Raw genomic sequence first — 23,745 nt, 5'->3', positions numbered from 1 at the left:
GGCACCGCCTCTCTTCATCGTCTCGAACAGTTGATTGCGGCCTTTTCAGGACCGCGCACCAGAAGGAAGAGAGCATGGATAATCTATCACATGGCCGCATCATCGGCATAGATGTTAGCCGCGACTGGCTGGACCTTCATTGCCTGCCCGACGGGCATCGCTGCAGAGTGCCAAACGCTCCGGCAGGTCATGCTGTTGTGGCGGATCTTGCCCGGGACAGAGATGCCGTCGTCTGTTTTGAGTCGACTGGCGGTCAAGAATGGCAGCTCTGGGCGCTTCTGGAGGTAGAAGGCGTTGCAGCCCGCCAGGTGCCCCCCGCTCAGGTGAAAGCGTTTGCGCAAAGCCGTGGCACGCGCGCCAAGACCGACCGGATAGATGCGGAACTCATCGCCCGCTTTTTCGCATTCCGGCCCGAAGCAGGCCGCAGTCTTCCCGCCGAAAAGCTGCGCCTTCTTAGAGCTTTGACGTCAAAACGAGCCCAGCTGGTTGAGATGCGCAAACGGCTGCTGGCCCAATTCCGCGCGCATCAGAAACTCGGCACCGCTGCAATGTTCGAGGACATCGACACTGAGTTGAAGCAACGTTTCGATATCCTGATCAAGGAGCTGGAAGATAAGATCACCCGGGCCATCGCAAGCGATGATCACCTGTCGGAAATGGCCACCGTTCTCCGCTCCATCCTGGGGATAGGCCCGGTTGCCAGCTCAATGCTGATCGCCGAAATGCCTGAGATCGGCACCATCACCGGCGAAGAAGCTGCCGCACTCACCGGATTGGCCCCGGTCGCGCATGACAGCGGAACACTTCGCGGGAAACGGGCCATCGCCGGTGGTCGCCATGCCTGCGGCATGTGATGTTCCAAGCAGCCTTGGTCGCGGCACATCATAACCCAAGCCTGAGATCCTTCGCAGATCGCCTCCGCAAGGCCGGAAAACCGCACAAGGTCATCATCACCGCCGTCGCCAGAAAGCTAGTCACCATCGCTAATGCGTTGTGCAAGAGCCGTCAGAAATGGGCAGCCCCGACGTCCTGACAGATACAGTTGCTAGAGCTGCCGTCCTGGATGGTAGTCTGAAAGTCACGATCAGCAAACGCGCCGCATGACCCCCATGTTTTGTCCACTCCCTCGAAGCACAGTCATCCTCGCCGGCAACATCGGTCAGTCCCCGGAAGTCCGCACTACGCAGGGCGGGATCAAGATCACCAACTTCACCCGCGCCACATCGTGGCCGCGCCTGCCCGAAGGTCGGGTCCAAACCGCGGCGCATGCGATGGTCTCCGCACGGGGCGCATCGGGCCGCTGTCACGAGGGCCGCAGTCCTGGACGGTGGGCTGACCGTTTCAAAGATAGCCGCTAGACCACCAAGTTTTGCCCACTCCCGCGATTGACTGGGACGGCCCCCGTTACCGAAGTCCTGACCATAGTCCTGTGATGACCACTTGATCTTTCACTCCGGATGTTCAATCTGCGATACATCCAAAGTTAAAGGGAAAATGATGCATTATAAAAGTCATAGCCCTTGGCTTCGGTCGAATGGTGGTTGGGTTGTAAGAAAGACTTGGTTGGTTGCTCCCCTGTTTGTCGTGGCTGTGATTGGCCTTCATTTACGACTGACTCTTTTCATCGGGAATGTACCCCTGTTGCCCTATTACCTAACTCTGTTTAGCACTGGAGTTATGATCACGATGTATTGGCGCGAGCTCATAGCTCGCGTCGGCCAGCCATTATTTGCTCTCATTTTGTTGGTTCTTTTTATGCCAATAGTGTCGACAGCCCCGTCAGCTGGTTACATATCTAGAATACCATCACTCGTATCATTCTTTGTTTCGATCATCTCGTCGATCGGCTTGTACATCGCTTTAGAAAAGATGCCTCGCAACCGGTTGCGAAGGCTGGTTGTCACTACTTGGTTTGTCTTTATTGCTTTAGCATTTCTGGAAGGCCTTGGTCTGAAGCCCGCATTCGACACCGTGCGTGATATGCTGTATGCTGCGAGCGGTCGGGGGGTATATGAAGCAGCCGATCGTGATATTGCATTATACGGGAGGATTAGGTCTACCGTTTTTGCAAGTGAGCCATCCTTTCTAGCCAATACCTTGTCAGTCTTGATGTTTATGGCTTATGTTCTACATCCGCAGCCCAAATCGTGGCGGGCGTTCCTGCAATACCTAGCGATGGCAACCGTATCTTACTTGCTGGCAGCGAGCTTCACCTATGGTTTCTTTCTGATTGCACTATTGATTTGGAGCTTCTGGCCTAAGAATGTCCGGGAGCTGGCTACATTGCTGCTTACAAGCTTATTAGCTATAGGGGCAGCTTTCTTGCTTAGGGACGAACTGACATATATATTTTTAGATGTATCTGGAAACCATATGGCAACGGGCAGTTTCTTCGGGCGAATACTTGTTGCTCCGCAGGCTGCTTTTGAAACCTTGATGATCTATCCTCTCGTCGGGGTTGGTATAGGCAATGGTGAGGCAGCAAGACCTTTTATTGTTCAGATATGGAGCGACTCTGGAGCCTTTGCCCTTTTCCCATGGTTTAACAATCCCATGATGCGCGCGCAAGATTTAATGTCGAGTGGCTTCTGGTGGCAATGGATGTATTTAGGTATAGCTGGTGGCGTTGTGTTCAATCTGGCACTTTTTTGGGCGCTCCGCAGACTGCGCGTTATGTATCCGCTTCGCTCCATCGTGTGCTGCTGGATTATCTGGTATCCGGGCGCAGCCTTCGTAGACGTTGGCAGCTGGGTCATTCTGACGATCGTTTCGCTCTCCTCGACAGGATATGTACCAAGAAAGTCGAAAATTGCGGGACATATCGTCGATTGAACTATCGTGATTAAGGTAAAGCTGGCCCGGATTCGAGGCTTTCATGGCCCTCATAGGGGTCTCATTTGTGAGATGCTGATATGCCCGCACGATAAAAACGGAAGCGCGAAAACTAAGGTTATTTGCGACGCAGCCGCTCCCGAAACTCTGCATCGCCAAAACGATTCAGATTGGGTGGATAAGATACACAACCGTTATACTGAGCTCCTTCCCGAAAATCGGACAGTGACGGAAGCTACTATCTGACGTCTGCTGGTCCCTAGCAACTGTGTCTACTCTTTGGACTGAACCTGCCAGGGTGTGCCGGTTTTGATGATGGCGTTAGCGATTGTGATCAGCCTTCGTGCGATTGCGATGATGGTGAGTTTGTGCGGCTTTCCACGCTCCTTGAGGCGCTTTGCGACTGGTTTGAGAACTGGGTTGTGGCAGGCGGCTGCGAGCGCGGCCTGGAACAGCACGTGTCGCAGAGACCGTCGTCCGCCCGCAATCGCCCTCCTGCCTCGCACCGCCCCGCTGTCATGTGGGACAGGTGCCAACCCGGTCATGGCAGCGGCTTCGCCTGATGTCATTCGGCCGAGTTCGGGCAATTCGGCGATCAGCATAGCCGACGAGACTGGACCAATTCCTAGGATTGATCGCAGAAGCTTCGCCTTTGCGGCAAGAGGCTCCACTTGGGCGATAACGTTTTCGATCCGCCGTTCGATGGCATTGATCTGTGCATCAAGCACGTCTTGAAGATCATCATCCATGACCTCAACATCGGCAGAAACTGCCTGTTTCTTGCGCGCGCCGATCTGGGCTTTGAGCCGCTTGCGCATATCAACAAGCTGCCCTCTCCGTGTCGTCAAGGTTCTGAGAACACGCAGATTCTCATTTGGCAGCTCTCGCCCAACCTCAGGTCTGAATGCCATGAACCGTGCGATGAGTTCCGCATCGATCCGATCTGTCTTCGCCCGCGTGCTGTCAATCGGCACGCAAAGCTGGCTCTGACTCAATCTCGATGCATCTTTGGTGGCTTGACATGTTGTGATGGCCCCGGGAGGGCCAACAAAATGTCGCGGATGCACAAAACTGGTGTGGAGGCCCCGGAAGGGCTGGTTGTTGAAGCAATCGAAATGTCTGACGGCCAGATCACGGTGGTGGCGCGATCGTCGTCGCAGTCATCGTGCTGCCCGCGATGCGCGGCGGTATCGGTTTCGGTTCATAGCCGATACGTCAGAACTCTGGCTGATCTGCCCTCGCATGGGTCTGCGGTCAGCTTGCAACTTCGAACGCGGCGGTTCCGATGCAGGTCGATCGGTTGCCCGGTGGAGATTTTTGCCGAGCAATTTGACCCGGCTGTCGCGCAGCGTTTTGGGCGGCGGACAGAGCGTCTTGAAGGCATTGTCCATCACATAGGCCTCGCGCTTGGTGGCAGGCCAGGGCAGCGGAGCGCGGCGCGACTGGTCCTTCCGGTCAGCCGAGATACCTTGCTCAGGGTTGTGCGCCGAAGGGCACCACCGACGGATGGCGCACCCCGAGTGATCGGGATCGATGACTGGGCCTGGCGGAAGGGCCACCGCTATGGAACCGTCGTCTGTGACCTCGAAAAACGGCGGATCATCGATGTCCTGCCGGATCGCGAAACGGCGACGGTTCAGGCGTGGCTGGCGGCACGACCCTCCATTGAGATCATCGCGCGGGATCGCGGTGGCGGCTATGGACCTGCTGGTCTACGCGGGCGTCCGGACGCCGTACAGGTCGCAGACCGCTGGCATCTCATGGAAAATTGTAGCTCGGCCTTCCTTGGCGTCGTCCGCAACTCGATGCGAGACATCCGGCGGATTGTGGGCACGGGGCGGCTTGACCCTAAGCTGATGACCGCCGTTGAGCGCAATCAATACGAGGGCTGGCGGCGCAGATCGGCGGAAAATGCCATCATCATGGACATGGTGATGGCCAAGGTGCCGATTAAAGAGATCATGCGCCGGACGGGCCGGTCGCGCAAATGCGTTCGCGCCATCGCCCGTGGCGACCAGTCTGAGATCTTCCGGCCAAGAGCCAGCACCCTTAACGGACACCTCGACTGGTTGTCCTACGAATGGGATGGCGGATGCCGGAGCGGTGCGGAACTCTGGAGGCGACTGCGCGCCCGAGGCTATGCTGGATCCCTGCGCGTCGTGGCGGAATGGGCGACTCGGCGACGCCGAGATGAGGCGGCGGAGTTGCCCCGCAGATGCCCAAGTTCGCGCATGATCGCCAGGCTGCTTATGCTTGGCTCGGAACGCCTGTCGCGCGCCGACCTTATGCTGGTCACACTGATCGAGGCGGAACTGCCAAACCTGCGGCAGGTGCGCGACCTTGTTGAACACTTCCACCACATGATCCGCACGGGATGTTCCGAAGACCTCGACCGCTGGATTGAAGGCGCAACCACATTGCTCGCCGCCTTCACTCGCGGGATCATTGCCGACCGGGCAGCCGTGACCGCCGCCATCACGAGCCCGTGGTCCAATGGCCAGACCGAGGGCCAGATCACCAAGCTGAAGCTGGTCAAACGCCAGATGTACGGCCGCGCCAACCTTGATCTCCTGCGCGCAAGGCTGGTGGGCATGGCATGAAGTGCATCGAAATGGAGTCAGAGCCAATTTTGGACGCCGATAACCCCGCTTACGGGGTCAATTTTGCATGCCTAAACACAGGAACAACGGCGCAGCCGTGCGGCTTTGACCCGAACCCGGCCAAAAAGCGTGTCGAGAACCCGTGTGCGATAGTCATGGATGGCGCGAACCTGGCTACAAGTCGGACAGACGCGGCTCTCTCGACTGATCTCCTCGATTTGATCGCTGAGGACGGCCTTCTGAATTTGTCCGACGATCCTCTTCCCATCCTCGAGGCGCAGCCCGAACCCCTCTGGGCAGGTCACCCGGTACGGTCGAGAAATGCTGTCAAGCTGGTGAATGCGTTTCTCACCATTGTCAAAGGTCGTTTCAACCATAATCCGGACATCCATGGCGGCTCCCCTCCCAAAGAACTCACCTTAGCACGGGCAAGAGTAGCAACGAGGACCCCCAAGTTTTGTCCACTCCCGACGAGGCTGAGGCCCTGCACCAGACCGTCCGGGCCGTGGCGCTGGACCGCCCGCCGTTGCCGCAACTGTCGGCGGGGGCGTGGCAGCTGAAGGAGCGCGGGCAGGAGGTTGCAGCCGTCCGGGTCTGGCATGAGGTCAAGGCCCATGCCGCCGAGGTGGCGCGTGTGGCCCAAGAGCTGGCGAGCCAGGTGCGATCCTGGCTTGAGCGGGCGGCAGAGCGTGCCTTTGACAGATTGCAGCCGCCAGAGCAGGGCTTGGCCTATGTCGGTGGCGGCGATAGCCCAGAGCGCCCGCAGGATCTTGCTGCCCGGATGCGTGAGGCTTGGGCAGTGCGCGATCAGCGTTCAGATATCGATGATAAGCAATCAGATAAAAAAGAAACGCAGTCAGAAGAACGGTCAGCCCCGCAGAGCTTGGCTGACCGGCTGCGCGCCGCGTCGAAAGGGTTGGACCACGAAGAAATCGCCGTCCGCCTTGCCGCCATTCGGCAGGGCCGGGAAGTGGAAGGGCAAGACAAGGCGCGTGAGGCCGAGGAACTGGCGAAAGAGACCCGCGCCCTTCGGGACAAAGGAAGGGATTATGAGTTGTAGATGGCGATCAGGGTCCGCCTGAGTTGAGAAAAGCTTCAGAGAATGGGCTCTCCGGCGTTGCCCCTGTTCCCACTTCCTAAGGTGGCGGGATGCTTCCTATAGGCGTTGTCGCAGAAGAGATCGGTGATAAGCGATCAGATAAAAGAGAAACGTAATCAGAAGAACGGGAAGCCCCGTAGAGCTTGGCCGAACGCCTGCGCGCCGCGTCGAAGGGGCGGTTCAGCTTGCGTCACTGTCCGATCTTCGGGGAGTAGCTCACCATCCACATCCCGCGCGGCAGGCAAGCAGGGTCAGCATCTTTGATCACTGCGATGTCTTTGACACGCCAATCGACCCCGAGACCGAGTGGTGTTAAATTCGATCCAGTAGCGAAGGCGATGCTGCCTGTCCGACCGAGTCGTTTGGCGGCTGGCATGTCTGCGCGACAGTTTTTATCGAAACCAGACATTCCCTTTCAAAAGGATAAGGCACATGCCGTTCGAAGTTTTGACCAGCAATCCAGGCACGTTCTATGGCGTCGACAGCACCGATACCGTCGTGCTTCCGAATGGTTTGCTGCTGACCAGCGCTACACATGGGTTCAGCGCAATCCCCTCCGGTAGTTTGACCTTCAACGACAGCTATTTGCAGATCTATGGCCAAGTCTACGCGGGCGGCAGAGGAATTGATTACTGGGGCGCACTGAGCGGTATCAACTCCTATAACAACAACACTATCTTCGTCGGTGAAGCAGGTGTCGTCAGCGCCGTTACCTTTGGAATCCGGGCGGAAAGCGGCGCCAACAATCAGATCCAGAACTACGGGCAGATCAGCGGCGGCACCGCAATAGAATCCTACGGCGGCGCCAATTCGGTGATCCTGAACGGCGGACTGATCTCGGGCACCTTGGCTTACGGGGTTCAGATGTTTGGCGAAGTCGATACCGGCAGTGGCCCGAACACGATGATCACAAACCTTGCTGGCGGAACGATCAGCGGACGCACCGCTGCAATCGACCTTCGCGACCTTGTGGGCGGCAGCAGCATCACCAACCATGGCATAATCACCTCGTCCCTCGGCGTGGGCATACACCTGAACGATGCTGCGGCTGGCCAGTCCATCATCACCGTGACAAACCACGGCACGGTCTCGGGCCTCGTCACCAGCTATCTTGGCAGCGTGAACATCGACAAGCTCACGAACCGGGGGGACATGATCGGCGATGTGCTGATGGGAGACGGGTCGGACACCTTCGATAACCGGCGCGGGGCGGTTGATGGCGATGTCGATCTGGGTGCGGGCAACGACATCTTCGACAACCGCGACGGCTTTGTCTCGGGCGAGGTTCTGGGCGGCGCGGGCAATGATCTCTTCCGCGGCGATGCGGATCTGGCGGAGACCTTCTTCGGCGGCGCGGGCAATGCCGATGTGCTGGATTTTCGCTATGGGCCGGGCGTGGTGATCGCGCTGGATGGTGCGTTCGGCAATGGCGGCGCGGCGGTCGGCGATGTCTATGCGCAGGTTGAGTGGATCTATGGCTCGTCGACCGAAGCTGACACCATCCGCGGCAATTCTGCGGCGAATTACCTCTATGGCCTTGGCGGCAATGACATTCTGAACGGCGCAGGGGGCGGTGATACTCTGCGCGGCGGCCCCTCGGCGGACAATCTGACGGGCGGCTCGGGCAATGACACCTTCCGTTACATGACCATTGCCGAATGCGGCGATGTGATCACGGATTTCTCCAGCTCGGCGGTGGGCAACAACGACCGGTTCCAGTTCAGTGCTGCTGGCTTTGGCGTCGGGCTGGTGGCGGGCGCGCTGGCTGCCAGCCAGTTCCGGACCCGCGCCGACAACCTGGCGCAGGACGCCGATGACCGGTTCATCTTCCGCACCAACGACAGGACGCTGTGGTATGATGCCGATGGCAATGACGCAGGTGCAGCGGTGATGATCGCCGATCTGCATGCGGCAGCCACGGTGACGGCGGCGGATATCTTCATCATCTAGGGATGGGGGCGGCCGTCGGGGAGAGTACCGCAAAGAGTGGCGCAGTTGCTGATTTTGGGCATTGATGGCATGGTCTGACCATAGATGCGTCTGGTGACCTTATTCAGCTGAAGGTTCGGTTGCTCGGGATTTCGCCGATGATCTGGCGACGGGTTTTGGTGCCTGCGTCGTCGACCTTGCGGGAGCTTCATGGCGTTTTGCAGACCGCGATGGGGCCTAATCCGTATTGGGTTCCAGTGCGGGACATTGCCGATCTGGGGCTGCTGCCGACCCGCTGACCCGGCGTTGTCCTTGCTCCCACTTCCGATAACCAGACATTATCACGAGTCGGGATTCCATTACCGACATTGCTCTGCCTTGGACCGCCCGAAGGCAGAGTTTTCCGGCTTCGTTCAGGGTGACGGGCCGGTGACACCCCCCGATTTCGTCAGCACGATCGGGACTTTGTTCCCAATCGCGCCGTGTGGCCGTTCCTCATTATAGTATCTACCCCAAACCTCCAACTTTTCGACCGCATCGTCATGAAGTTGCTGTTCTTTCCCGCAGCCCGCGCAGCAGGCGCTCGAAATGACCGGGATCGTGTGCGGTGAGCAACTTGGCCTCCCGCGGAAGATGCTTGTCCCACAGACGCGACAACCAAAACCGGAACGCGCCGGCCCGCTGCATTTCAGGAAGCATGCTCCGTTCGCAGGACAAAAGCTTACGAATGGATTCGTAGCCGCCAAGGAAGGCGGCGGTCAGGGCATCCTGCGGGCGTCCAGTGGCTGGATCAACGCACCAGTCGTTGAGACACACGGCAATATCGAACAGAAGTGCGTCGCATCCGGCGAAATAGAAATCGAGAACGCCGGTCAGACGCCCGCCGTCAAACAGCGCGTTGTCGCGGAAGAGATCGGCATGAACCGGACCTTTAGGGAGTTGCCCGTAGCGTTCGGAACCCGTCAGCGCCTGCTGAAAGGCAAGCTCGCTCGCCAGCAGTGTCCGCTGTTCGTCCGACACCAGTGGGCCGACCACCGGCACCACGTCGCACCACCAGTCAAGGCCGCGCGGATTGACCTGATGTCTCGGATAATCGCGTCCGGCGAGATGCATGCGCGCCAGAAACTCGCCAACCGAACGGCACTGCTCATCAGTCGGGGTTGCTACACTTGCTCCCGTTAGCCGATTGACCAACGCCGCAGGCCGACCCTGTAGCGTGTGAAGGATTTCGCCCTTGCGATTGGCCACCGGATCGGGGACCGGCAGGTTTCGGGCCGCTAGATGCTGCATCAGATGGAGGTAGAACGGCAGTTCCCCGAACGTGAGCCGCTCGAACAGTGTGAGCACGTAGGCACCCGCCCCGGTATCTACGAAGTAATTGGTGTTCTCGATTCCGGACGCGATACCGCGAACGGAATGCAGGTGCCCCAAATCCAGCGCCTGAATGAAGGCTGCGACCTCGTCGAAGGAGACCTCGGTATAGACGGCCATGGCGATTTCAGCGGTCTGCGAACAAAAGGCGTTCGGCGACATAGGCCTTGACGGCCTGCTTATCGACGGGCAGCACGGCGACCCGTCTAGGGCGGTCTTCGATGCCTTCGAACCGCTGCGGACGATCAGGCTCGCGGCCCAGAGCCTCTTTTATGGTCTCAGCAAACTTGATCGGCAGGGCGGTCTCAAGAACCAACATTGGCACCTTTGGATCGGCATGCTCGCGCGCCACCTTCAGGCCATCCGCGGTATGGGGATCAATCACCGTGCCGAAACGCTGCCAAGTGTCGCGGATTGTCGCCAGCCGGTCGGCGTGGGTACTCTTGCCGCTGCGGAAACCGAAACGGTCTGCAGCTTGCGCGAAGGCGGGTTCGCCGCCAAGATCGAAGTATCCGGTGTTTCGCAAATGATCGTCAAACAGCGCCTTTGTGCGTTCTGTATCGCGGCCAACCAGATCGAACACGAAACGCTCGAGGTTCGAGGCTTTCGATATGTCCATTGACGGGCTAGAGGTTTCATGTGTGTCGGCCCGTCCCCGGACACGGTACAACCCCGTGCAGAAAAACTCGTTCAGCACGTCGTTCTCGTTGGTTGCAACCACAAGACGGGCAATTGGCAGCCCCATCATGCGCGCAACATGGCCGGCGCAGACATTGCCGAAATTTCCCGATGGAACGGTGACATCGACCGCCGTAGTTGTCTCTGCGTTGACCTGCAGATAGGCCGCGAAATAATACACGACCTGCGCGACAATCCGCGCCCAGTTGATCGAATTGACGGCACCAATCCGATAGCGCCCCTTGAATGCCAGATCTCCCGAAACCGCTTTTACGATATCCTGGCAATCGTCGAACACGCCCTCGATCGCAATGTTGTGGATGTTTTCATCCTGCAGGCTGAACATCTGCGCCTGTTGAAACGCGCTCATGCGCCCGTGCGGCGACATCATGAAGACGCGGATGCCCTTTTTGCCGCGCATGGCATATTCCGCAGCACTGCCGGTATCGCCACTGGTGGCGCCGAGGATGTTCAGCTCTTCGCCGCGCCGCGCCAGCTCATATTCCAGTAGATTGCCGAGCAACTGCATGGCCATGTCCTTGAACGCCAGCGTCGGGCCGTTTGACAGTTCCGCGATGTGGAGACCCGGTTCAAGCACGCGCACCGGTACAATTTGAGCGGTGCCGAAGACCTCAGCCGTGTAGCTTTTCGCGCAGATAGTCTTCAGGTCAGCGGAGGGAATGTCGTCGATGAAAAGCGAAAGGATCTCGAAGGCGAGGTCGGGATAGGCCAGACCCCGCCAGCTTTTAAGCTTGGAGGCATCCACCTGCGGGTAGGATTCTGGCATATAAAGACCGCCATCCGGCGCCAGACCTTCCAGCAGGATATCGCAGAATTTTCTGCGTTCTGGATGGCCGCGGGTCGAGAGGTAATGCATTGGCTTCGCTTCCTTGTGGCTGCAATCGTTCAGCAGTGCCGCTTGGTGTGCGGACAATCGGCTCTGGTCATCAGCGGCGGGTCTTCCACCAGGCGATCTTGTCCTGCAGGCCATAACCCTTGATCACCGCCGGCATGAACCAGGGGTTGCCGTTATAGAATGGCACCGCCGCCGGAGGGCGGAAATCGAATGCCGAGCGGGCCTGTTCAGCATGGCCGAGCAACTTGTGCGCCGCCCGCATGCCGACCCAGGGGGCCCAGACCACGCCCGAGCCGCAGAAGCCGGTGGCATAGACCACGCCATCTTTCTCGAAGATGCGGGGGATCATGTCGCGGTTCATCGCCACATTGCCGTACCAGCTGTGCGACAGGCCAACCTTTGCCAGTTCCGGGAAGATCTCGGCCAGCCCGCTGAGTAGACGCAAGGTCGGCTCGGCCGGGTCGCCCACGCGCGAACTGTCGCGGCCCCCGAGCAAAATACGGCTGCCGTCCGGCGTAGGGCGATAGTAGAAGCCCAACTGGCGGTTCTCACCTATCGTCATCCGCTTCGGCATCAGTCGCGCCATCACCTCGGGCGGGAGCGGTTCCGTGGCGATGATCCGGGCGCGAACCGGCACCAGTCGGCGGCGCAGGTAGGGATTGGCACCATCGGTATAGCCGTTGGTGCAGACCAGCACCTGCCGCGCCCTTACCGTTCCGGCCGATGTCGTGACGCGAAACCCGTCGCCGTCCTTTTCGATATTAGTAACGGGTGTGTGAGAATGCACCGTCACACCTGCGGCCAGTGCAACCCGTAGCAGTTCGGCGTGGAACTTGGCCGGGTGCAACCCGCCGATGTCCGTCCGTACCGCGCCACCGCGGTAGAAATCGGTGCCAATGAAGTTGTGCTGCTCGGCGTACGGAACGGCATAGGCGTCAATCCCAAGCCGCTTCACCAGCGTTTCGGCGTTGCGAGCCATCGTCTCGTATTGATTGTAGCCAAGGGCTCCCTTAAACGAGCCAACCAGTCGGAAGTCGCAGTCGAGCCCTTCCGTCCTGATAAAATCATACAGAAACTCGCGGGCGATCTTGCCTTCGGCCTCAATCGCCATCGCCTTCGCTTCGCCAAAACGCCGCGTGATGGTCGCATAGTCCGGGCGGATCGTGCCGCTGGTGACACCGCCATTGCGCGATGAGGCACCTTCGCCGGGGTTCATCGCATCGAAGGCGGCCACCGAACGTCCCTCGCGCGCAAGCGCCAGCCCGGCCGAGAGACCGGCATAGCCTGCGCCGATAATCGCCACATCCAGTGTCTTGGCCAGCGGTCGCTTCGGCAGCGGTTTGACGGGCGCTGCTTCCCACCAGTACGGCGTATTCTTTTCTGCAACCTTGGCGGCGTTCACGAGCGAACCTTCCTTTGCGATCAGATGAGCGGCAGAGGCACTGGAAGTACTACCTTAACCCATGCACTCAATGTGACGGCTCTGCACCGGCAAAAGAGCCTGAGTTGGCGCGTAAGGCGCGCAGTATATTCTGAACTGCCTTCCACAATTGGCATTTCGTCCTGTTATCGGCAGATCGCCCACCCTAGCCGAGCTTGGTCCCCCTCTTACTACGACCCCGCACTCCACCGCTTTGTTGAGGCCGGTGGGGTGCTCATCAAGCGGTTGGGGCCAGTGCCGCCCCAAGGATTCCGCAAACGCAGGCCTTCAGTGGCGAAGTTGCGGCTGACCTTTCGATCCGGCTATCGACTTCGGGACGCAGCGCAGCGACCCGAGGAGACCGGTGCGCAGTTCCGGCGGCGGGGGCGCAAATCAGTGGGGGAGTACATGTGGTCAATGTTGGCAAGGCCGGGCTTGCGCCCGCCGCGACTCGGATCGACTTCGACCGACAGCTGACGGCAGAACAGGCGCTTTTGCACCGGTCGACACCGGATATCACCCGGTCTGAAGAACTTCCGACTGCGCGATGATCCAGTCGCGCAAGGCCGCGAGATGGGCAGACGCGATCCCGGCCTTGGGATGAATTAGCCCATAATCGGTTCCGTCCGGGTCAAAGCCGAAGGGACTTTCCAGCCGTCCATTCGCCACGTCGTCAGCCGTGATGGCCTGCGGCGCAAGGGCGACGCCGAGGCCACCAAGGGCTGCTTCCGTCATCAGGAAGTGGTGGTCGAGCAGGCGGATGCTGCGCGGCCTTTGCGCCTGTGGGTGCGTGTTCAGCCAGCCCTCCCAGGCGCCGGGCCGGGTGCGCGAGCCAAGCGCCACATAGTCGCCCGCCGCAAATCGTTCGCAAAGGCCGGGCACCATCACCGGGCCGACACGCTCTGGCATCAGCCTGATGACAGTCCAAGCCGGGTCGACCGGAAAATCGAGACGGCGGATGGCTAAGGTCACGCGGTCACGCGCAAAGTCGAACGCCCCGCCGCCGGTCGACAGGTGCACCTCTACATCTGGGTATCGGTCCTGAAACCCTGACAGCCGGGGGATCAGCCAGCGCATCGCCAAAGATCGTTCGCAAGACAGGATGATCGGCACCGGGGTCGAGGCTGATCTGATGTCGGCCAGGGCGCCTGTAATCAGGCCGAATGCCTTGCCTGTCGCAGCGGCCAGAACTGCGCCGTCGGGCGTCAGGCGCAGTCCGCGCCCCTCGACTTCAAGCAAGCGCAGGTTCAGATCGGCAGCAAGTTTGGTGACCCGCCGACTGACCGCGCCATGGGTCAGGGCTAGTTCGCCAGCCGCAGCCCGCACCGAGCCGAGGCGGGCCACTGTTTCAAAGGCGCGCAGATCATCTAGATACGGGATGTCAGATCTCTTCATTGGTGATCCTGTATCACCATTACCTGTCAGTTCATATGACTAATCATTTCCGACCGTTCTGATAATATCACCAACGTGGACAACAACACTCCCTTCCTCGTCGGAATCATCGCCGATGACCTGACCAGCGCCACCGATGGTGCGGCGCCCTTTCTGGCGAAAGGCCATGCCCCACTGATCGCCCGCGATACCGGCGGGGTTGAACGGCGGGCCGTGGTCGCGATTGACACCCATAGTCGCGCTTCGACCACCGAGATGGCGGAAATGGCAACTGCGGCGGCGGTCGCCGCGCTGGCCGAGGCCCGTTTGTTGTTCAAGACCATCGACTCGACACTGCGCGGGCATGTCCGCGCCGAGATCGTCGCCGCCTTTCGCGCCAGCCGCCGCACCCGGCTGGTCATCGCCCCGGCCTTTCCCGAGGCAGGGCGGCTGACCGTCGGCGGTATTCAGCACGTGAACGGCGTTCCCGTCAGCGACAGTGTGTATGGGCGCGATCCGGTGCATCCGGCGCTGACCTCGCGCATCGCTGATCTGGTTGACCCGTCTTTGGGGCAACCGGTGATCCTCTCCCAGGTCGGTTCCGACGTAACCGCGCCTGTGCTGATCCTTGATGCCGACAGCCAATCAGCGTTGAATTGGCAGGTCAGGCGTATCCCCGATCCTGAGACCGTTCTCTGGGTCGGCTCCCCCGGTCTGGCCATCGCGCTTGCCACGTTGGTCGCCACTGCGCCCAAGGGACAGCCGACAAAAGACGAAATTGCATGTCGCGTGCTGATCGTCGCCGGCAGCGCCAACCCCGTGGCGCATGGCCAATGCGATGCCCTGCAGGCGCAGGGGGTGCGGGTCGTGACCGACCTTACCGAGGCGCCCGGCGATGCGCCGGTGCTGTGCCTGCGCGCCCCGCCGGAAAGGCAGAATGCCGCTGCAGTTCTGGTCCACCTTGTCACCCAGGCCGCCACCGCCCTTGCCCGGCGTGACTACGACGTGGTGATCGCAACAGGTGGCGAGACCATGGCGGCGATCCTCGACCGGCTTGGTATTCGCCGTTTCACCCTGGCCGGTGAGATGGAGCCTGGCTTCCCGGTTGGCCGCGCCGAACAGATGGACGGAACCTTGCTGACCATCGCGATGAAGGCGGGTGGCTTTGGCACGCCCGCGACCCTGCTGAATGCCGCGCGCGCACTGTCGGGCGGCACTATTTCACGAAAGGCCCTGACCAATGACTGAACATCCCCTCGCCGTGACGATGGGCGACCCTTCGGGCATCGGGCCCGAGATCATCGTCAAGATGTATCAGCGCCGTCCCGACAAGCGGCGATGGATCGTCGTAGGTGATCCCCTGGTGATGGAACAGGCCGCAGCCACACTTGATACTGGGATTCAGGTCCGCAGGATTTCCACGCTCGACGAGGCGCGTTTCACGGATAACAGCCTGAATGTGCTGGCCTCCTCGCAATTAACCAGCCCGCCGCCCATCGGTCAGGTTTCTGCGATCAGTGGTCGGGCGGCCTATGATGCCATCGTTGCCGCGATCCGGCTGGCGCGCGACGGCCTCATCGGCGGCATCGTCACTGCGCCGATCCACAAGGAAGCACTTTCTGCCGCTGGTCTGCACTATCCCGGCCATACCGAGATTTTGGCCGACCACGGTGGCGCGACCAAGGTGGCGATGATGCTGGCGAATAACGAAATCCGCACGGTCCTCGTCACCATCCACTGCTCGCTGGTCGAGGCGATCCGGCGCGGCGATTTCGCGGCGCAGATGGACGCGATCCGGCTGGCCGATGCGGGGGCGAAGGCGCTCGGCATCGCCCGGCCTCGGGTTGCCGTTGCGGGGCTCAACCCGCATGCCGGCGAAGGCGGGCTGTTCGGCGATGAAGAGATACAAATCATCCGCCCGGCGATTGAAGCTGCCCGTGCCGAGGGGATCGACGCGTCTGGACCCTGGCCCGGTGACACCGTGTTCATGCAGGCGCGTGAGGGCCGCTTCGACATCGTGGTCGCGCAATATCACGATCAGGGGCTGATCCCCGTGAAATACATGGGCCTCGACCATGGCGTGAATGTCACGCTTGGCCTGCCTTTCGTGCGCACCAGCCCTGACCACGGCACCGCCTTCGACATTGCCGGAACCGGCAGGGCTGATCCCTCCAGCATAGAGATCGCCTTCGACTATGCCCTCCGGCTGAAAGCCGCCCTCCCCCAGCAGAAAGCCGCAACGCCATGACACAGTTCGATTTCATCTTCATGCTTACGCGCAACGACCGCACCGTCGCCGATGCCGCCATCCATGCCGCAACCGCGCTCAAGGCCGGCATCCGCCATATCGGCTTCAAGGACATCGGCCTGCCCTTCGAAGAGTTAACCGGTCTTGCCCGGCAAATCCGCGAAGGCGGCGGCAGCACCTATCTGGAAGTGGTCTCGCTGGACCGCGACAGCGAAATCCGCTCGGTCAAGGCGGCGGTCGGGCTTGGCGTGGATTACCTGCTTGGCGGCACCCATGCCGAGGATGTGCTGCCGCTGTTGCAAGGAACTTCGATCCGCTATTATCCCTTCCCCGGCCATATCCATGGACATCCGAGCATCCTCGCCGGCTCGCAGGCCGAGATCGTCGCCAGCGCCGTGGCATTGGCTCGCCATCCCGGTGTCGCCGGGCTTGACCTTCTTGCCTACCGCTCGACAGTCAATGTCCCGGCCCTGATCGACGCGGTGTGCCGCGCGGTCCCTAAGCCGGTGATCGTCGCCGGTTCGGTAGACCGCCCTGACCAGATCGACACGATCCGCCGCAGCGGTGCCGCGGGCTTCACCATCGGCACATCCGCGCTGGACGGGAAGTTCCCGGCCGAGGGGGCGGCGCTGGAGTGCCAGCTGCAAGCGATTGCTGCCTGCATCGACGAACAGCACAAAAGCCTCGTCTGCGGGGCGCGATCCTGACCCACAGCGACGCGCAAGTCTTTGCTTTCTCGGGCATTGGATTCAGCGGTTCCAAAGCCGCTTCCCCTCTTGTCTCACATCTCGCCATGAAGGAACCAATCATGTCTTTTCTCAAGACCATCGAACAGAACCCGTCCTTCGCACCGAAGAAATCCTCAGCGCTACCAGAGCGGCTGATTTCGGGCGATCCGCAATTCAAGAGCTGGCCGCAGGATGCCGACATGGATGGGCGCATCAACACTGGCGTCTGGGAAGCAACCGCCGGCGTGACACATTCCATCAAGGCCGATATCTACGAATTCTGCTATCTTTTGGCAGGAAACATCGAACTGACCCCAAAAGGCGGCGAACCGGTGACCTATGTGGCAGGTGACAGTTTCGTACTGAAACCGGGTTGGGTTGGCATCTGGAAGACAATCGAGACGGTCCGCAAGATCTACGTCACCGTCACCTGAACACGCACCACAGTTCTGGCCTCACCTACAGCGGGTTCGGGAGAGAACGCATACCGGCATCGTAGGGCAGCGAAACGCAGTTCATCATGCCGAAATCCAAAAAGTAATCGGTGCAATCTGCGGCGCCGGTTACCGATACTGAAACCTCTCATTGATTGCCGAGGCCCCATGTCCCCCCTGATCCACCACATCACCAGTGACGAAACACTCCCCAAATCGGCCGATGTCGTGGTGATCGGCGGTGGCATCATCGGCGCCAGCGCTGCCTATTTCCTGGCGCGGCGCGGTCTGTCGGTCGCGCTGGTGGAAAAGGGCTATGTCGGCTGCGAGCAATCCAGCCGGAACTGGGGCTGGTGCCGGAGGCAGAACCGCGACGCCCGCGAGATGCCGGTCGCCAACCTAGCGATGCGCCTGTGGGACGATATGACCGCCGAGATCGGCCAGGATCTGGGCTTTCGCCGCTGCGGGCTCACCTATGCCACCACCAATCCCAAGCAGCTTGCCGAATGGGACAATTGGCGTCCGGTGGCCCGACAGTTCGACGTCCCCACGCGGATGATGAACGCCGACGAGACCGCTGCCGCCGTCCCGACGGCGGGCGGGCGCAAATGGGTGGGTGGGGTCCATGCGGCCAATGATGGCAAGGCCGAGCCGGCGCTCGCTGCGCCACGGATTGCCGAAGGCGCGCGCAAGCATGGCGCGACCATCCATCAGAACTGCGCAGCCCGCGGCCTCGACATCACCAATGGTCGCGTCACTGGCGTCATCACCGAAAAGGGCCTGATCCGGACCAGTGCGGTGCTTTGCGCTGCCGGGGCCTGGGCATCGGCCTTCATGCGCATGCATGCGGTATCGGTTCCTCTGGCCAACGTCCGGCAGACCTCGTTGCGGACCGCGCCTGCCCCGGATTTCGGTGAGGCGGTCTTTACATCCGACTTCGCCATGACGCGCCGTCTCGACGGCGGCTACACGATCGCTATCAGTGCTCGGGCAACGCTTGAGATTACCCCGCAGGCCATCCGCCATGCCAAGCCGTTTCTGCCGATGTTCATGAAACGGCTGACAGCGGTAGAGGTCGGCATCAGCCGTTCGTTCTTTGAGGGCCCGGATTCGATGCGGCGCTGGCAATTCGACAAGCCGACCCCTTTCGAGCAATTCCGTGTCCTCGATCCCGCGCCGAACCAACGGACGCTGGCCACCATCATGTCCCGGCTGCAGACCCGGTTCCCAACCGTTGCCGATGCCGGCGTAGTGTCCACCTGGGGTGGGTATATAGATTCGACACCGGATTCGGTGCCGGTTATCTCGCCAGTGGATAGTATCGGCGGTGTGTTTATCGCCGCCGGCTGTTCCGGTCACGGCTTTGGCACGGGTCCCGGCTTTGGCCATCTGGCGGCGGATCTGGTCGCAGGCGGCGCGACCTGTGCCGATCCGACCCCCTACCGCCTGTCGCGGTTTTCTGATCGGTCGAAAATTCAGGTTGGCGACTTCTGAGGCCAGATCGACTTTCATTCCTGAGGTTGCCTGCCCAGTTCCCGCAGCGCATGGGCACGCGGTACCAAGTGGTACCTGCGACCAGGGAGCTGTAGGCAACCGTCAGGCTGTTCCCCGCGCTTCGCGGGGCCAGGTCGCGCCCGCTGATCCTAAAACATGTCGCAAACCTGCAACAGCGCGATCCAGTTGTGGTCAATCCCAGTTCCCGCTCGCTTTGGCTGTGGGCGGGCGCTGCCAGCCCGGACTTCCCACAAACCGCCTGCAAAAGCCCGTGCCGGTTTGGCGGCCAACTGGAGGGGCTTGTGCTGCACGTTTCGGCATTGCGGCACATTCTGCCAAGGGTCTGCGCCTATTCTTGTCTGACAGGTCAACTTGACAGGAACCACACACATGGACCACTTCCGCCCTAAATACGTGACGTTCGACACCCACGGCACGCTGATCAACTTCCAGATGGCGGATGCCGCCCGGGATCTTTACGCCCATCTTCTGGACGCGCCGCGCATGGAGGAATTCATCCGCAACTTTCAGGGCTACCGCTTTGATGAGGTGATGCAGGACTGGAAGCCCTATGCCGATGTCGTCCACAATGCGCTGGAACGCAGCTGCCGCCGCAACGGCGTGGCCTTCCGCACCGAAGACGCGCTGATGATCTACAACCGCATCCCGACATGGGGACCGCATGCCGATGTTCCGGCGGGGCTGGCGAAACTAGCCAAGGAAATTCCTCTGGTCACCATCACCAACTCGATGAAGGTGCAGATTCCGTCGAACATCGCCAAGCTCGGTGCGCCATTCCATGCCGTGCTGACCGCCGAAGAGGCCGGTGCCTACAAGCCGCATTTCAAGGCGTTTGAGTACATGTTCGACACGCTGGGATGCGGCCCGGAGGACATCACCCATGTGTCGTCGTCTTTCCGGCACGATCTGATGTCGGCCTATGATCTGGGGATCAAAAGCAAGGTCTGGGTCAACCGCGGCCATGAACCCGCCAACCCGTTCTATGAATACACCGAAATCCCCGACATATCGCATCTGCCCGGCGTGTTCGGCATCTGATCCGGCTCTGCAAAGACTGGGGCGTCCCGTAGCCGGGGCGCCGCATCATTCTGAACGACAGACAGCAAATTCCTGTAGCACGAGGATTGTTCGAATTGAATGCCCGCACGGTTCCGGACGTTGGGGGAACCGGGGGCCATGGCCCGCAACCCGCAGCCGTTGTATCGACCGAAGCTTATTTCCGGGCCGCTTCCGCAATCCTTGCCATGCAGGTCGGTGTTACAGAGCCGGATAACTCGGCAGACCTTCTGCACCGCCATTATGGCCTGACCGGAGCTTTGGCGACCCTGTCCTCTGAGGTTGAGCGCACGGTTGCGGTTGACCTTGCGGATGGCCGCCGCCTGATCCTGAAAACATCGGCCAGACCCGAGGCGCTGGACAGTTTTCGCTTTCAGGCCGCCGCAATTGCCGGTTTGCAGGGAGCGGCGGGCTTTGTTGCCCCTGCGGCACTGCCGACTTTGGGCGGCGATCTGATCTTCGCGGAACCCGGCATTTGTGGCTATCTGCAAACCCGTCTGGACGGCACTGCGCTGCATCAGGCGCAGCCGACGCCCGATCTGCTGTACCAAACCGGCACCGCGTTGGCCCGGCTGGACCTTGCGCTGGAACCGCTGCCCCTGCCCGCGACCACCCGCCCGATCCTTTGGCACATCGGCTGCTGGCCGCGCTTGATGGAATATGCGCCGCATCTGCCCGCCGGGCCGATTGCCACACAGGTCGCCAATGCGATGCGCGACTATGTGGAAACGATCGAACCACAGATCTGCGATCTGGAATGGCAGGTCACCCATAACGATCCCAGCCCGTTCAACATGATGGCCACGGATCACGGCCTTGGCTTCATCGACTTTGGCGATGGCTGCCAAAGTCCGCGCCTTCAGGATCTGGCGATTGCGGCAAGTCATGTCGTCCAGGACCCTGGCCTTGCCCTTGGCGGGGCCGAACATCTGATTTCCGGCTATGCCTCGGTCAGTCCCTTGTCGGCACTGGAGGCACGACTGCTCGTCGGCCTGATGCGGGCACGGCAAAGCGCGCTGATCCTGATCAATTACTGGCGTGCCCACCTGTTTCCGTCCGAGGCCCAGTATATCAAGAAGAACGTCGCGCGGGCCGAGCATGGCCTTGCCATCCTGTCGGCCCTGACGGCCGTTTCTGGCGAGGCGGCAGTTCAGGCAGCACTGTCGCGCCACACCTGACATCACCGAACGGCAGATCCGCCACCCCATCAAGACACCCTTCCAAACAGGCGCAAGCACATGTCCACAGACCTTATGCCCAACCGTTACCGGCCCGGCGAAGCCACGCTTTCCCCACGTGAGGAGGCGCTGATCGCCCGGCGTGACAATGTTCTGGGCGCGTCCTACCGGCTGCAATATCGCCGCCCGGTGCATTTCATCCGGGGCGAGGGGATGTGGCTTTATGATCCTGACGGGCGACCCTATCTGGATTTCTACAACAACGTGCCCTCGCTGGGTCATTGCCACCCCGAAGTGAACGCGGCCATGGCGGATCAGGCGGGCCGGATCAGCGCCAACACCCGCTATTTGGAGCCCCGGTTGGTCGATTATGCCGAGCGGCTGGTCGCCACCTTCCCCAGCGAAATCAACCGGGTGGTTTTCACCTGCACCGGCAGCGAATCCAACGATCTGGCCCTGCGCATCGCCCGCTTTGCCAGTGGCAACGAGGGTGTGATCGTGTCGGGACATGCCTATCATGGCACCAGTGCTGCGGTTGCCGCAGTGTCGCCGAACCTTGGCGACGCGGTCATGCTCAGCCCGAATGTGCGCATGATCGCGTTGCCTGGCCCGGCGGGAGTACCACAAGCTGAGGCCGCCGCGTTCTTTGAGGCGCAGGTTCGCGCCGCTATCGTGGACCTGAAACGTCGCGGTATCGGCGTGGCGGCCTTGCTGATCGACACCATCTTTTCCAGCGATGGCGTCTGGGTGGACCCGCCCGGATTCATCGCAGGCGGTGTGGATGCGGTGCGCGAAGCGGGAGGTCTGCTGATCGCCGACGAGGTGCAGCCGGGGTTCGGACGCACCGGCAGCCATATGTGGGGTTTTGAGCGGCACGGCGTCGTGCCGGATCTGGTGACGCTTGGCAAGCCGATGGGCAACGGCTTTCCCATTGGCGCGGTGGTTGGTCGCCATGCGCCGATGGACCGCTTTGGCAACACCGCCCGCTATTCCAACACCTTTGCGGGAAACACGATTGGCATTGCGACGGCAGATGCCGTGCTGACCATCCTGCAACGCGACAAGATTGCGCAGAACGCGCTGGCCATGGGCCTGCGTCTGCGGGCCGGGCTGGAGGATGTGGCGCGGCAGCAATCTGGAATTCAGGCGATCCGCAATGCCGGCCTGTTTTTTGGCGTCCAGATGGGGCGTGACGGGATGGACCCGGCAGGCCGGCGCGCGATGGCGCTGGACGTGGTGAATGCCCTGCGCGACGACGGCGTTCTGGTCAGCACCACCGGAGCCAACGAGGATGCGCTGAAAGTGCGCCCGCCGTTGATCTGTCAGGCCGAACATGTTGACGCCTTTGTCACCGCTGTAAAGCGGGCGCTGACCACGGTGGGCGCCAGGGCCGCGGGTGGGTGGGTGACCCGTACGCGGCAGCCCTAAGCGCCCTGACAGCCCCGCCTCAAATGCCTTGGGCCGCGCTTTCCAACACGGAAAGCGCGGCCCAAATCTGTTAAACTCGTGAAACCTGTCTGCCCCGCCGTCAGATCGTGTCGTTGCGCACATCCAGCGCATCGCGCAGCCCGTCACCGATGAAATTGAAGCTGGAAACGGCGATGGTGATGACGATGCCGGGGATGATCGCTAGCCACGGGGCCGATGCAAGATACTGCTGCGCGCCGTTCAGCATGTTGCCCCAGCTGGGCAGTGGCGGCTGGATACCGAAGCCAAGGAAGCTGACATAAGCCTCCAGCAGGATGGCGCGGGCCACGGTCAGGGTGGCGGCGACGATGATCGGGCCCGTGACGTTGGGCAGGATCTCGCGGAACATGATATGCGCCCGGCTGAGCCCCAGCATACGGCCAGCGAGAACGAATTCGCGTTCTTTCAGGGAACGCACTTCTGCCTCGACGATCCGCGCCACCTCCATCCAGCCAGTGACAGCAATGATCACGGTGATCATCAACGGGCTTGGCTTCAGCGCGGCCGACAGCGCCAGCAGCAGGAAGATCGACGGATAGGACAGGAAACCATCCACGGTCCGCATCAGAACCGCGCTGATCCAGCCGCCACGATAACCTGCAACCACGCCGATCAGCGTGCCGACCAGCGTTGCCAGCACCATGGCGATGAAACCGACCAGCAGAGAGATGCGCCCGGCCATGAACAGCCGCGCCGCGATGTCGCGGCCAAGCGGATCGGTGCCAAGGTAATGCTGGCCGCTCATCGGCGGCGCAAAGCGGGCGCGCAGGTCGATATAAAGTGAGTCATAAGGCAGCAGCCAGGGTCCGATGATGCAGATCAGCGTCAGCGCGCTGATCATCACGAGCCCGAGCAGCGCCAGCCGGTGGCTCATAAAGCGGCGCATCACGCGGCTCTGCCACCAACGCAGCGGAGCCTGATTTAGGGTGAGGGTGGTCATGGCGTTGGGCTCCTGTTGCG

20 protein-coding genes and 3 pseudogenes are annotated in these 23,745 nt (G+C 60.9%); 15 read left to right on the top strand and 8 right to left on the bottom strand.

The genetic code is table 11. From position 1 onward, the window contains the following. Positions 1 to 74: 74 nt before the first annotated feature. The 3 genes and pseudogenes from U1A24_RS03640 to U1A24_RS03635 all read left to right on the top strand — a co-directional run bounded on the left by U1A24_RS03640 (position 75) and on the right by U1A24_RS03635 (position 2,832). Positions 75 to 854, top strand: coding sequence for an IS110 family transposase (locus U1A24_RS03640; RefSeq protein WP_322320625.1), 780 nt, complete (start codon positions 75 to 77; stop codon positions 852 to 854). 255 nt (positions 855 to 1,109) lie between these two features. Next, positions 1,110 to 1,253 (top strand): annotated as a pseudogene (locus U1A24_RS21650) (single-stranded DNA-binding protein); the annotation flags it as partial. Between the two features lie 424 nt (positions 1,254 to 1,677). After that, on the top strand, positions 1,678 to 2,832 hold the full coding sequence (locus U1A24_RS03635) for a hypothetical protein (RefSeq protein WP_322320624.1): 1,155 nt from the start codon (positions 1,678 to 1,680) through the stop codon (positions 2,830 to 2,832). 272 nt (positions 2,833 to 3,104) lie between these two features. Here U1A24_RS03635 and U1A24_RS03630 read toward each other — a convergent pair whose 3' ends face one another. After that, positions 3,105 to 3,743 carry a transposase gene (locus U1A24_RS03630; RefSeq protein WP_322320648.1) on the bottom strand — a complete coding sequence of 213 codons (639 nt, stop codon included), beginning with the start codon at positions 3,741 to 3,743 and terminating at the stop codon, positions 3,105 to 3,107. 141 nt (positions 3,744 to 3,884) lie between these two features. Between U1A24_RS03630 and U1A24_RS03625 the strand changes: the two genes are divergently transcribed. Continuing rightward, complete coding sequence (locus U1A24_RS03625) at positions 3,885 to 5,432, top strand: ISL3 family transposase (protein WP_322320623.1); 1,548 nt, start codon at positions 3,885 to 3,887, stop codon at positions 5,430 to 5,432. Positions 5,433 to 5,509: 77 nt separating this feature from the next. On the opposite strand, the pseudogene U1A24_RS03620 reads toward U1A24_RS03625, so the two are convergent. After that, positions 5,510 to 5,824: pseudogene (locus tag U1A24_RS03620) on the bottom strand (ISKra4 family transposase); the annotation flags it as partial. Between the two features lie 65 nt (positions 5,825 to 5,889). Between U1A24_RS03620 and U1A24_RS03615 the strand changes: the two are divergent. From U1A24_RS03615 to U1A24_RS03605, 3 genes are all read left to right on the top strand, one after another. Further along, positions 5,890 to 6,492, top strand: a complete 603-nt coding sequence (locus U1A24_RS03615) for a hypothetical protein (RefSeq protein ID WP_322320622.1) — start codon at positions 5,890 to 5,892, stop codon at positions 6,490 to 6,492. A 471-nt stretch (positions 6,493 to 6,963) separates the two neighbouring features. After that, positions 6,964 to 8,481: a calcium-binding protein gene (locus U1A24_RS03610; RefSeq protein ID WP_322320621.1), complete on the top strand. Its 1,518-nt coding sequence runs from the start codon at positions 6,964 to 6,966 to the stop codon at positions 8,479 to 8,481. A gap of 74 nt (positions 8,482 to 8,555) precedes the next feature. Next, on the top strand, positions 8,556 to 8,759 hold the full coding sequence (locus tag U1A24_RS03605; RefSeq protein WP_322320647.1) for an IS1096 element passenger TnpR family protein: 204 nt from the start codon (positions 8,556 to 8,558) through the stop codon (positions 8,757 to 8,759). Between the two features lie 114 nt (positions 8,760 to 8,873). Here U1A24_RS03605 and U1A24_RS03600 read toward each other — a convergent pair. From U1A24_RS03600 to U1A24_RS03580, 5 genes and pseudogenes are all read right to left on the bottom strand, one after another. Continuing rightward, a pseudogene (locus U1A24_RS03600) lies at positions 8,874 to 9,002 on the bottom strand (integrase core domain-containing protein); the annotation flags it as partial. Then, positions 9,001 to 9,951: a homoserine kinase gene (locus U1A24_RS03595; protein WP_322320620.1), complete on the bottom strand. Its 951-nt coding sequence runs from the start codon at positions 9,949 to 9,951 to the stop codon at positions 9,001 to 9,003. The pseudogene U1A24_RS03600 and the gene U1A24_RS03595, both read right to left, overlap by 2 nt. Before the next feature lie 7 nt (positions 9,952 to 9,958). Continuing rightward, positions 9,959 to 11,386 (bottom strand): threonine synthase, encoded by a 1,428-nt coding sequence (thrC, locus tag U1A24_RS03590; protein WP_322320619.1) that lies wholly within the window; start codon positions 11,384 to 11,386, stop codon positions 9,959 to 9,961. Between the two features lie 70 nt (positions 11,387 to 11,456). Further along, positions 11,457 to 12,767, bottom strand: coding sequence for an FAD-dependent oxidoreductase (locus U1A24_RS03585; protein ID WP_322320618.1), 1,311 nt, complete (start codon positions 12,765 to 12,767; stop codon positions 11,457 to 11,459). Positions 12,768 to 13,301: 534 nt separating this feature from the next. Continuing rightward, positions 13,302 to 14,180: a LysR family transcriptional regulator gene (locus U1A24_RS03580; RefSeq protein WP_322320617.1), complete on the bottom strand. Its 879-nt coding sequence runs from the start codon at positions 14,178 to 14,180 to the stop codon at positions 13,302 to 13,304. A gap of 75 nt (positions 14,181 to 14,255) precedes the next feature. Between U1A24_RS03580 and U1A24_RS03575 the strand changes: the two genes are divergently transcribed. The 8 genes from U1A24_RS03575 (at position 14,256) to U1A24_RS03540 (ending at position 22,746) form a co-directional block, all read left to right on the top strand. Then, a complete protein-coding gene (locus U1A24_RS03575) occupies positions 14,256 to 15,407 on the top strand; it encodes a four-carbon acid sugar kinase family protein (RefSeq protein WP_322320616.1) in 1,152 nt (383 codons plus the stop codon). Then, a complete protein-coding gene (pdxA, locus tag U1A24_RS03570; protein WP_322320615.1) occupies positions 15,400 to 16,407 on the top strand; it encodes a 4-hydroxythreonine-4-phosphate dehydrogenase PdxA in 1,008 nt (335 codons plus the stop codon). Before U1A24_RS03575 ends, pdxA begins: the two co-directional genes overlap by 8 nt. Beyond that, the gene (locus U1A24_RS03565; RefSeq protein ID WP_322320614.1) at positions 16,404 to 17,114 is read left to right on the top strand and encodes a hypothetical protein; all 711 of its coding nucleotides are present in this window, start codon (positions 16,404 to 16,406) and stop codon (positions 17,112 to 17,114) included. Before pdxA ends, U1A24_RS03565 begins: the two co-directional genes overlap by 4 nt. 101 nt (positions 17,115 to 17,215) lie before the next feature. After that, a complete protein-coding gene (locus U1A24_RS03560; RefSeq protein WP_322320613.1) occupies positions 17,216 to 17,569 on the top strand; it encodes a cupin domain-containing protein in 354 nt (117 codons plus the stop codon). 168 nt (positions 17,570 to 17,737) lie between these two features. Continuing rightward, positions 17,738 to 19,063, top strand: coding sequence for an FAD-binding oxidoreductase (locus tag U1A24_RS03555; RefSeq protein WP_322320612.1), 1,326 nt, complete (start codon positions 17,738 to 17,740; stop codon positions 19,061 to 19,063). 390 nt (positions 19,064 to 19,453) lie between these two features. Beyond that, positions 19,454 to 20,122 (top strand): haloacid dehalogenase type II, encoded by a 669-nt coding sequence (locus U1A24_RS03550; protein WP_322320611.1) that lies wholly within the window; start codon positions 19,454 to 19,456, stop codon positions 20,120 to 20,122. 206 nt (positions 20,123 to 20,328) lie between these two features. Beyond that, positions 20,329 to 21,318, top strand: coding sequence for a phosphotransferase enzyme family protein (locus U1A24_RS03545; protein WP_322320610.1), 990 nt, complete (start codon positions 20,329 to 20,331; stop codon positions 21,316 to 21,318). A gap of 60 nt (positions 21,319 to 21,378) precedes the next feature. Further along, positions 21,379 to 22,746, top strand: a complete 1,368-nt coding sequence (locus U1A24_RS03540; protein WP_322320609.1) for an aspartate aminotransferase family protein — start codon at positions 21,379 to 21,381, stop codon at positions 22,744 to 22,746. Between the two features lie 100 nt (positions 22,747 to 22,846). Here U1A24_RS03540 and U1A24_RS03535 read toward each other — a convergent pair whose 3' ends face one another. After that, positions 22,847 to 23,725 (bottom strand): ABC transporter permease, encoded by an 879-nt coding sequence (locus U1A24_RS03535; RefSeq protein WP_322320646.1) that lies wholly within the window; start codon positions 23,723 to 23,725, stop codon positions 22,847 to 22,849. Between the last annotated feature and the right edge of the window lie 20 nt (positions 23,726 to 23,745).

Origin of the sequence: Cypionkella sp., from assembly GCF_034376685.1 — a bacterium.
Taxonomy (GTDB): Bacteria; Pseudomonadota; Alphaproteobacteria; order Rhodobacterales; family Rhodobacteraceae; genus Cypionkella.
Note: the sequence above shows the minus strand (reverse complement) of the source record. Positions and strands in the feature narration are given on the sequence as shown.

Coding starts and splice junctions, on each gene's coding strand:
- U1A24_RS03555 (WP_322320612.1), top strand. CDS start 17,738: ATGTCCCCCCTGATCCACCACATCACCAGTGACGAAACACTCCCCAAA.
- U1A24_RS03540 (WP_322320609.1), top strand. CDS start 21,379: ATGTCCACAGACCTTATGCCCAACCGTTACCGGCCCGGCGAAGCCACG.
- U1A24_RS03630 (WP_322320648.1), bottom strand. CDS start 3,743: ATGGCATTCAGACCTGAGGTTGGGCGAGAGCTGCCAAATGAGAATCTG.
- U1A24_RS03535 (WP_322320646.1), bottom strand. CDS start 23,725: ATGACCACCCTCACCCTAAATCAGGCTCCGCTGCGTTGGTGGCAGAGC.
- U1A24_RS03560 (WP_322320613.1), top strand. CDS start 17,216: ATGTCTTTTCTCAAGACCATCGAACAGAACCCGTCCTTCGCACCGAAG.
- U1A24_RS03595 (WP_322320620.1), bottom strand. CDS start 9,951: ATGGCCGTCTATACCGAGGTCTCCTTCGACGAGGTCGCAGCCTTCATT.
- U1A24_RS03640 (WP_322320625.1), top strand. CDS start 75: ATGGATAATCTATCACATGGCCGCATCATCGGCATAGATGTTAGCCGC.
- U1A24_RS03550 (WP_322320611.1), top strand. CDS start 19,454: ATGGACCACTTCCGCCCTAAATACGTGACGTTCGACACCCACGGCACG.
- U1A24_RS03610 (WP_322320621.1), top strand. CDS start 6,964: ATGCCGTTCGAAGTTTTGACCAGCAATCCAGGCACGTTCTATGGCGTC.
- U1A24_RS03625 (WP_322320623.1), top strand. CDS start 3,885: ATGTCGCGGATGCACAAAACTGGTGTGGAGGCCCCGGAAGGGCTGGTT.
- U1A24_RS03580 (WP_322320617.1), bottom strand. CDS start 14,180: ATGAAGAGATCTGACATCCCGTATCTAGATGATCTGCGCGCCTTTGAA.
- U1A24_RS03545 (WP_322320610.1), top strand. CDS start 20,329: ATGCAGGTCGGTGTTACAGAGCCGGATAACTCGGCAGACCTTCTGCAC.
- pdxA (WP_322320615.1), top strand. CDS start 15,400: ATGACTGAACATCCCCTCGCCGTGACGATGGGCGACCCTTCGGGCATC.
- thrC (WP_322320619.1), bottom strand. CDS start 11,386: ATGCATTACCTCTCGACCCGCGGCCATCCAGAACGCAGAAAATTCTGC.
- U1A24_RS03635 (WP_322320624.1), top strand. CDS start 1,678: ATGATCACGATGTATTGGCGCGAGCTCATAGCTCGCGTCGGCCAGCCA.
- U1A24_RS03565 (WP_322320614.1), top strand. CDS start 16,404: ATGACACAGTTCGATTTCATCTTCATGCTTACGCGCAACGACCGCACC.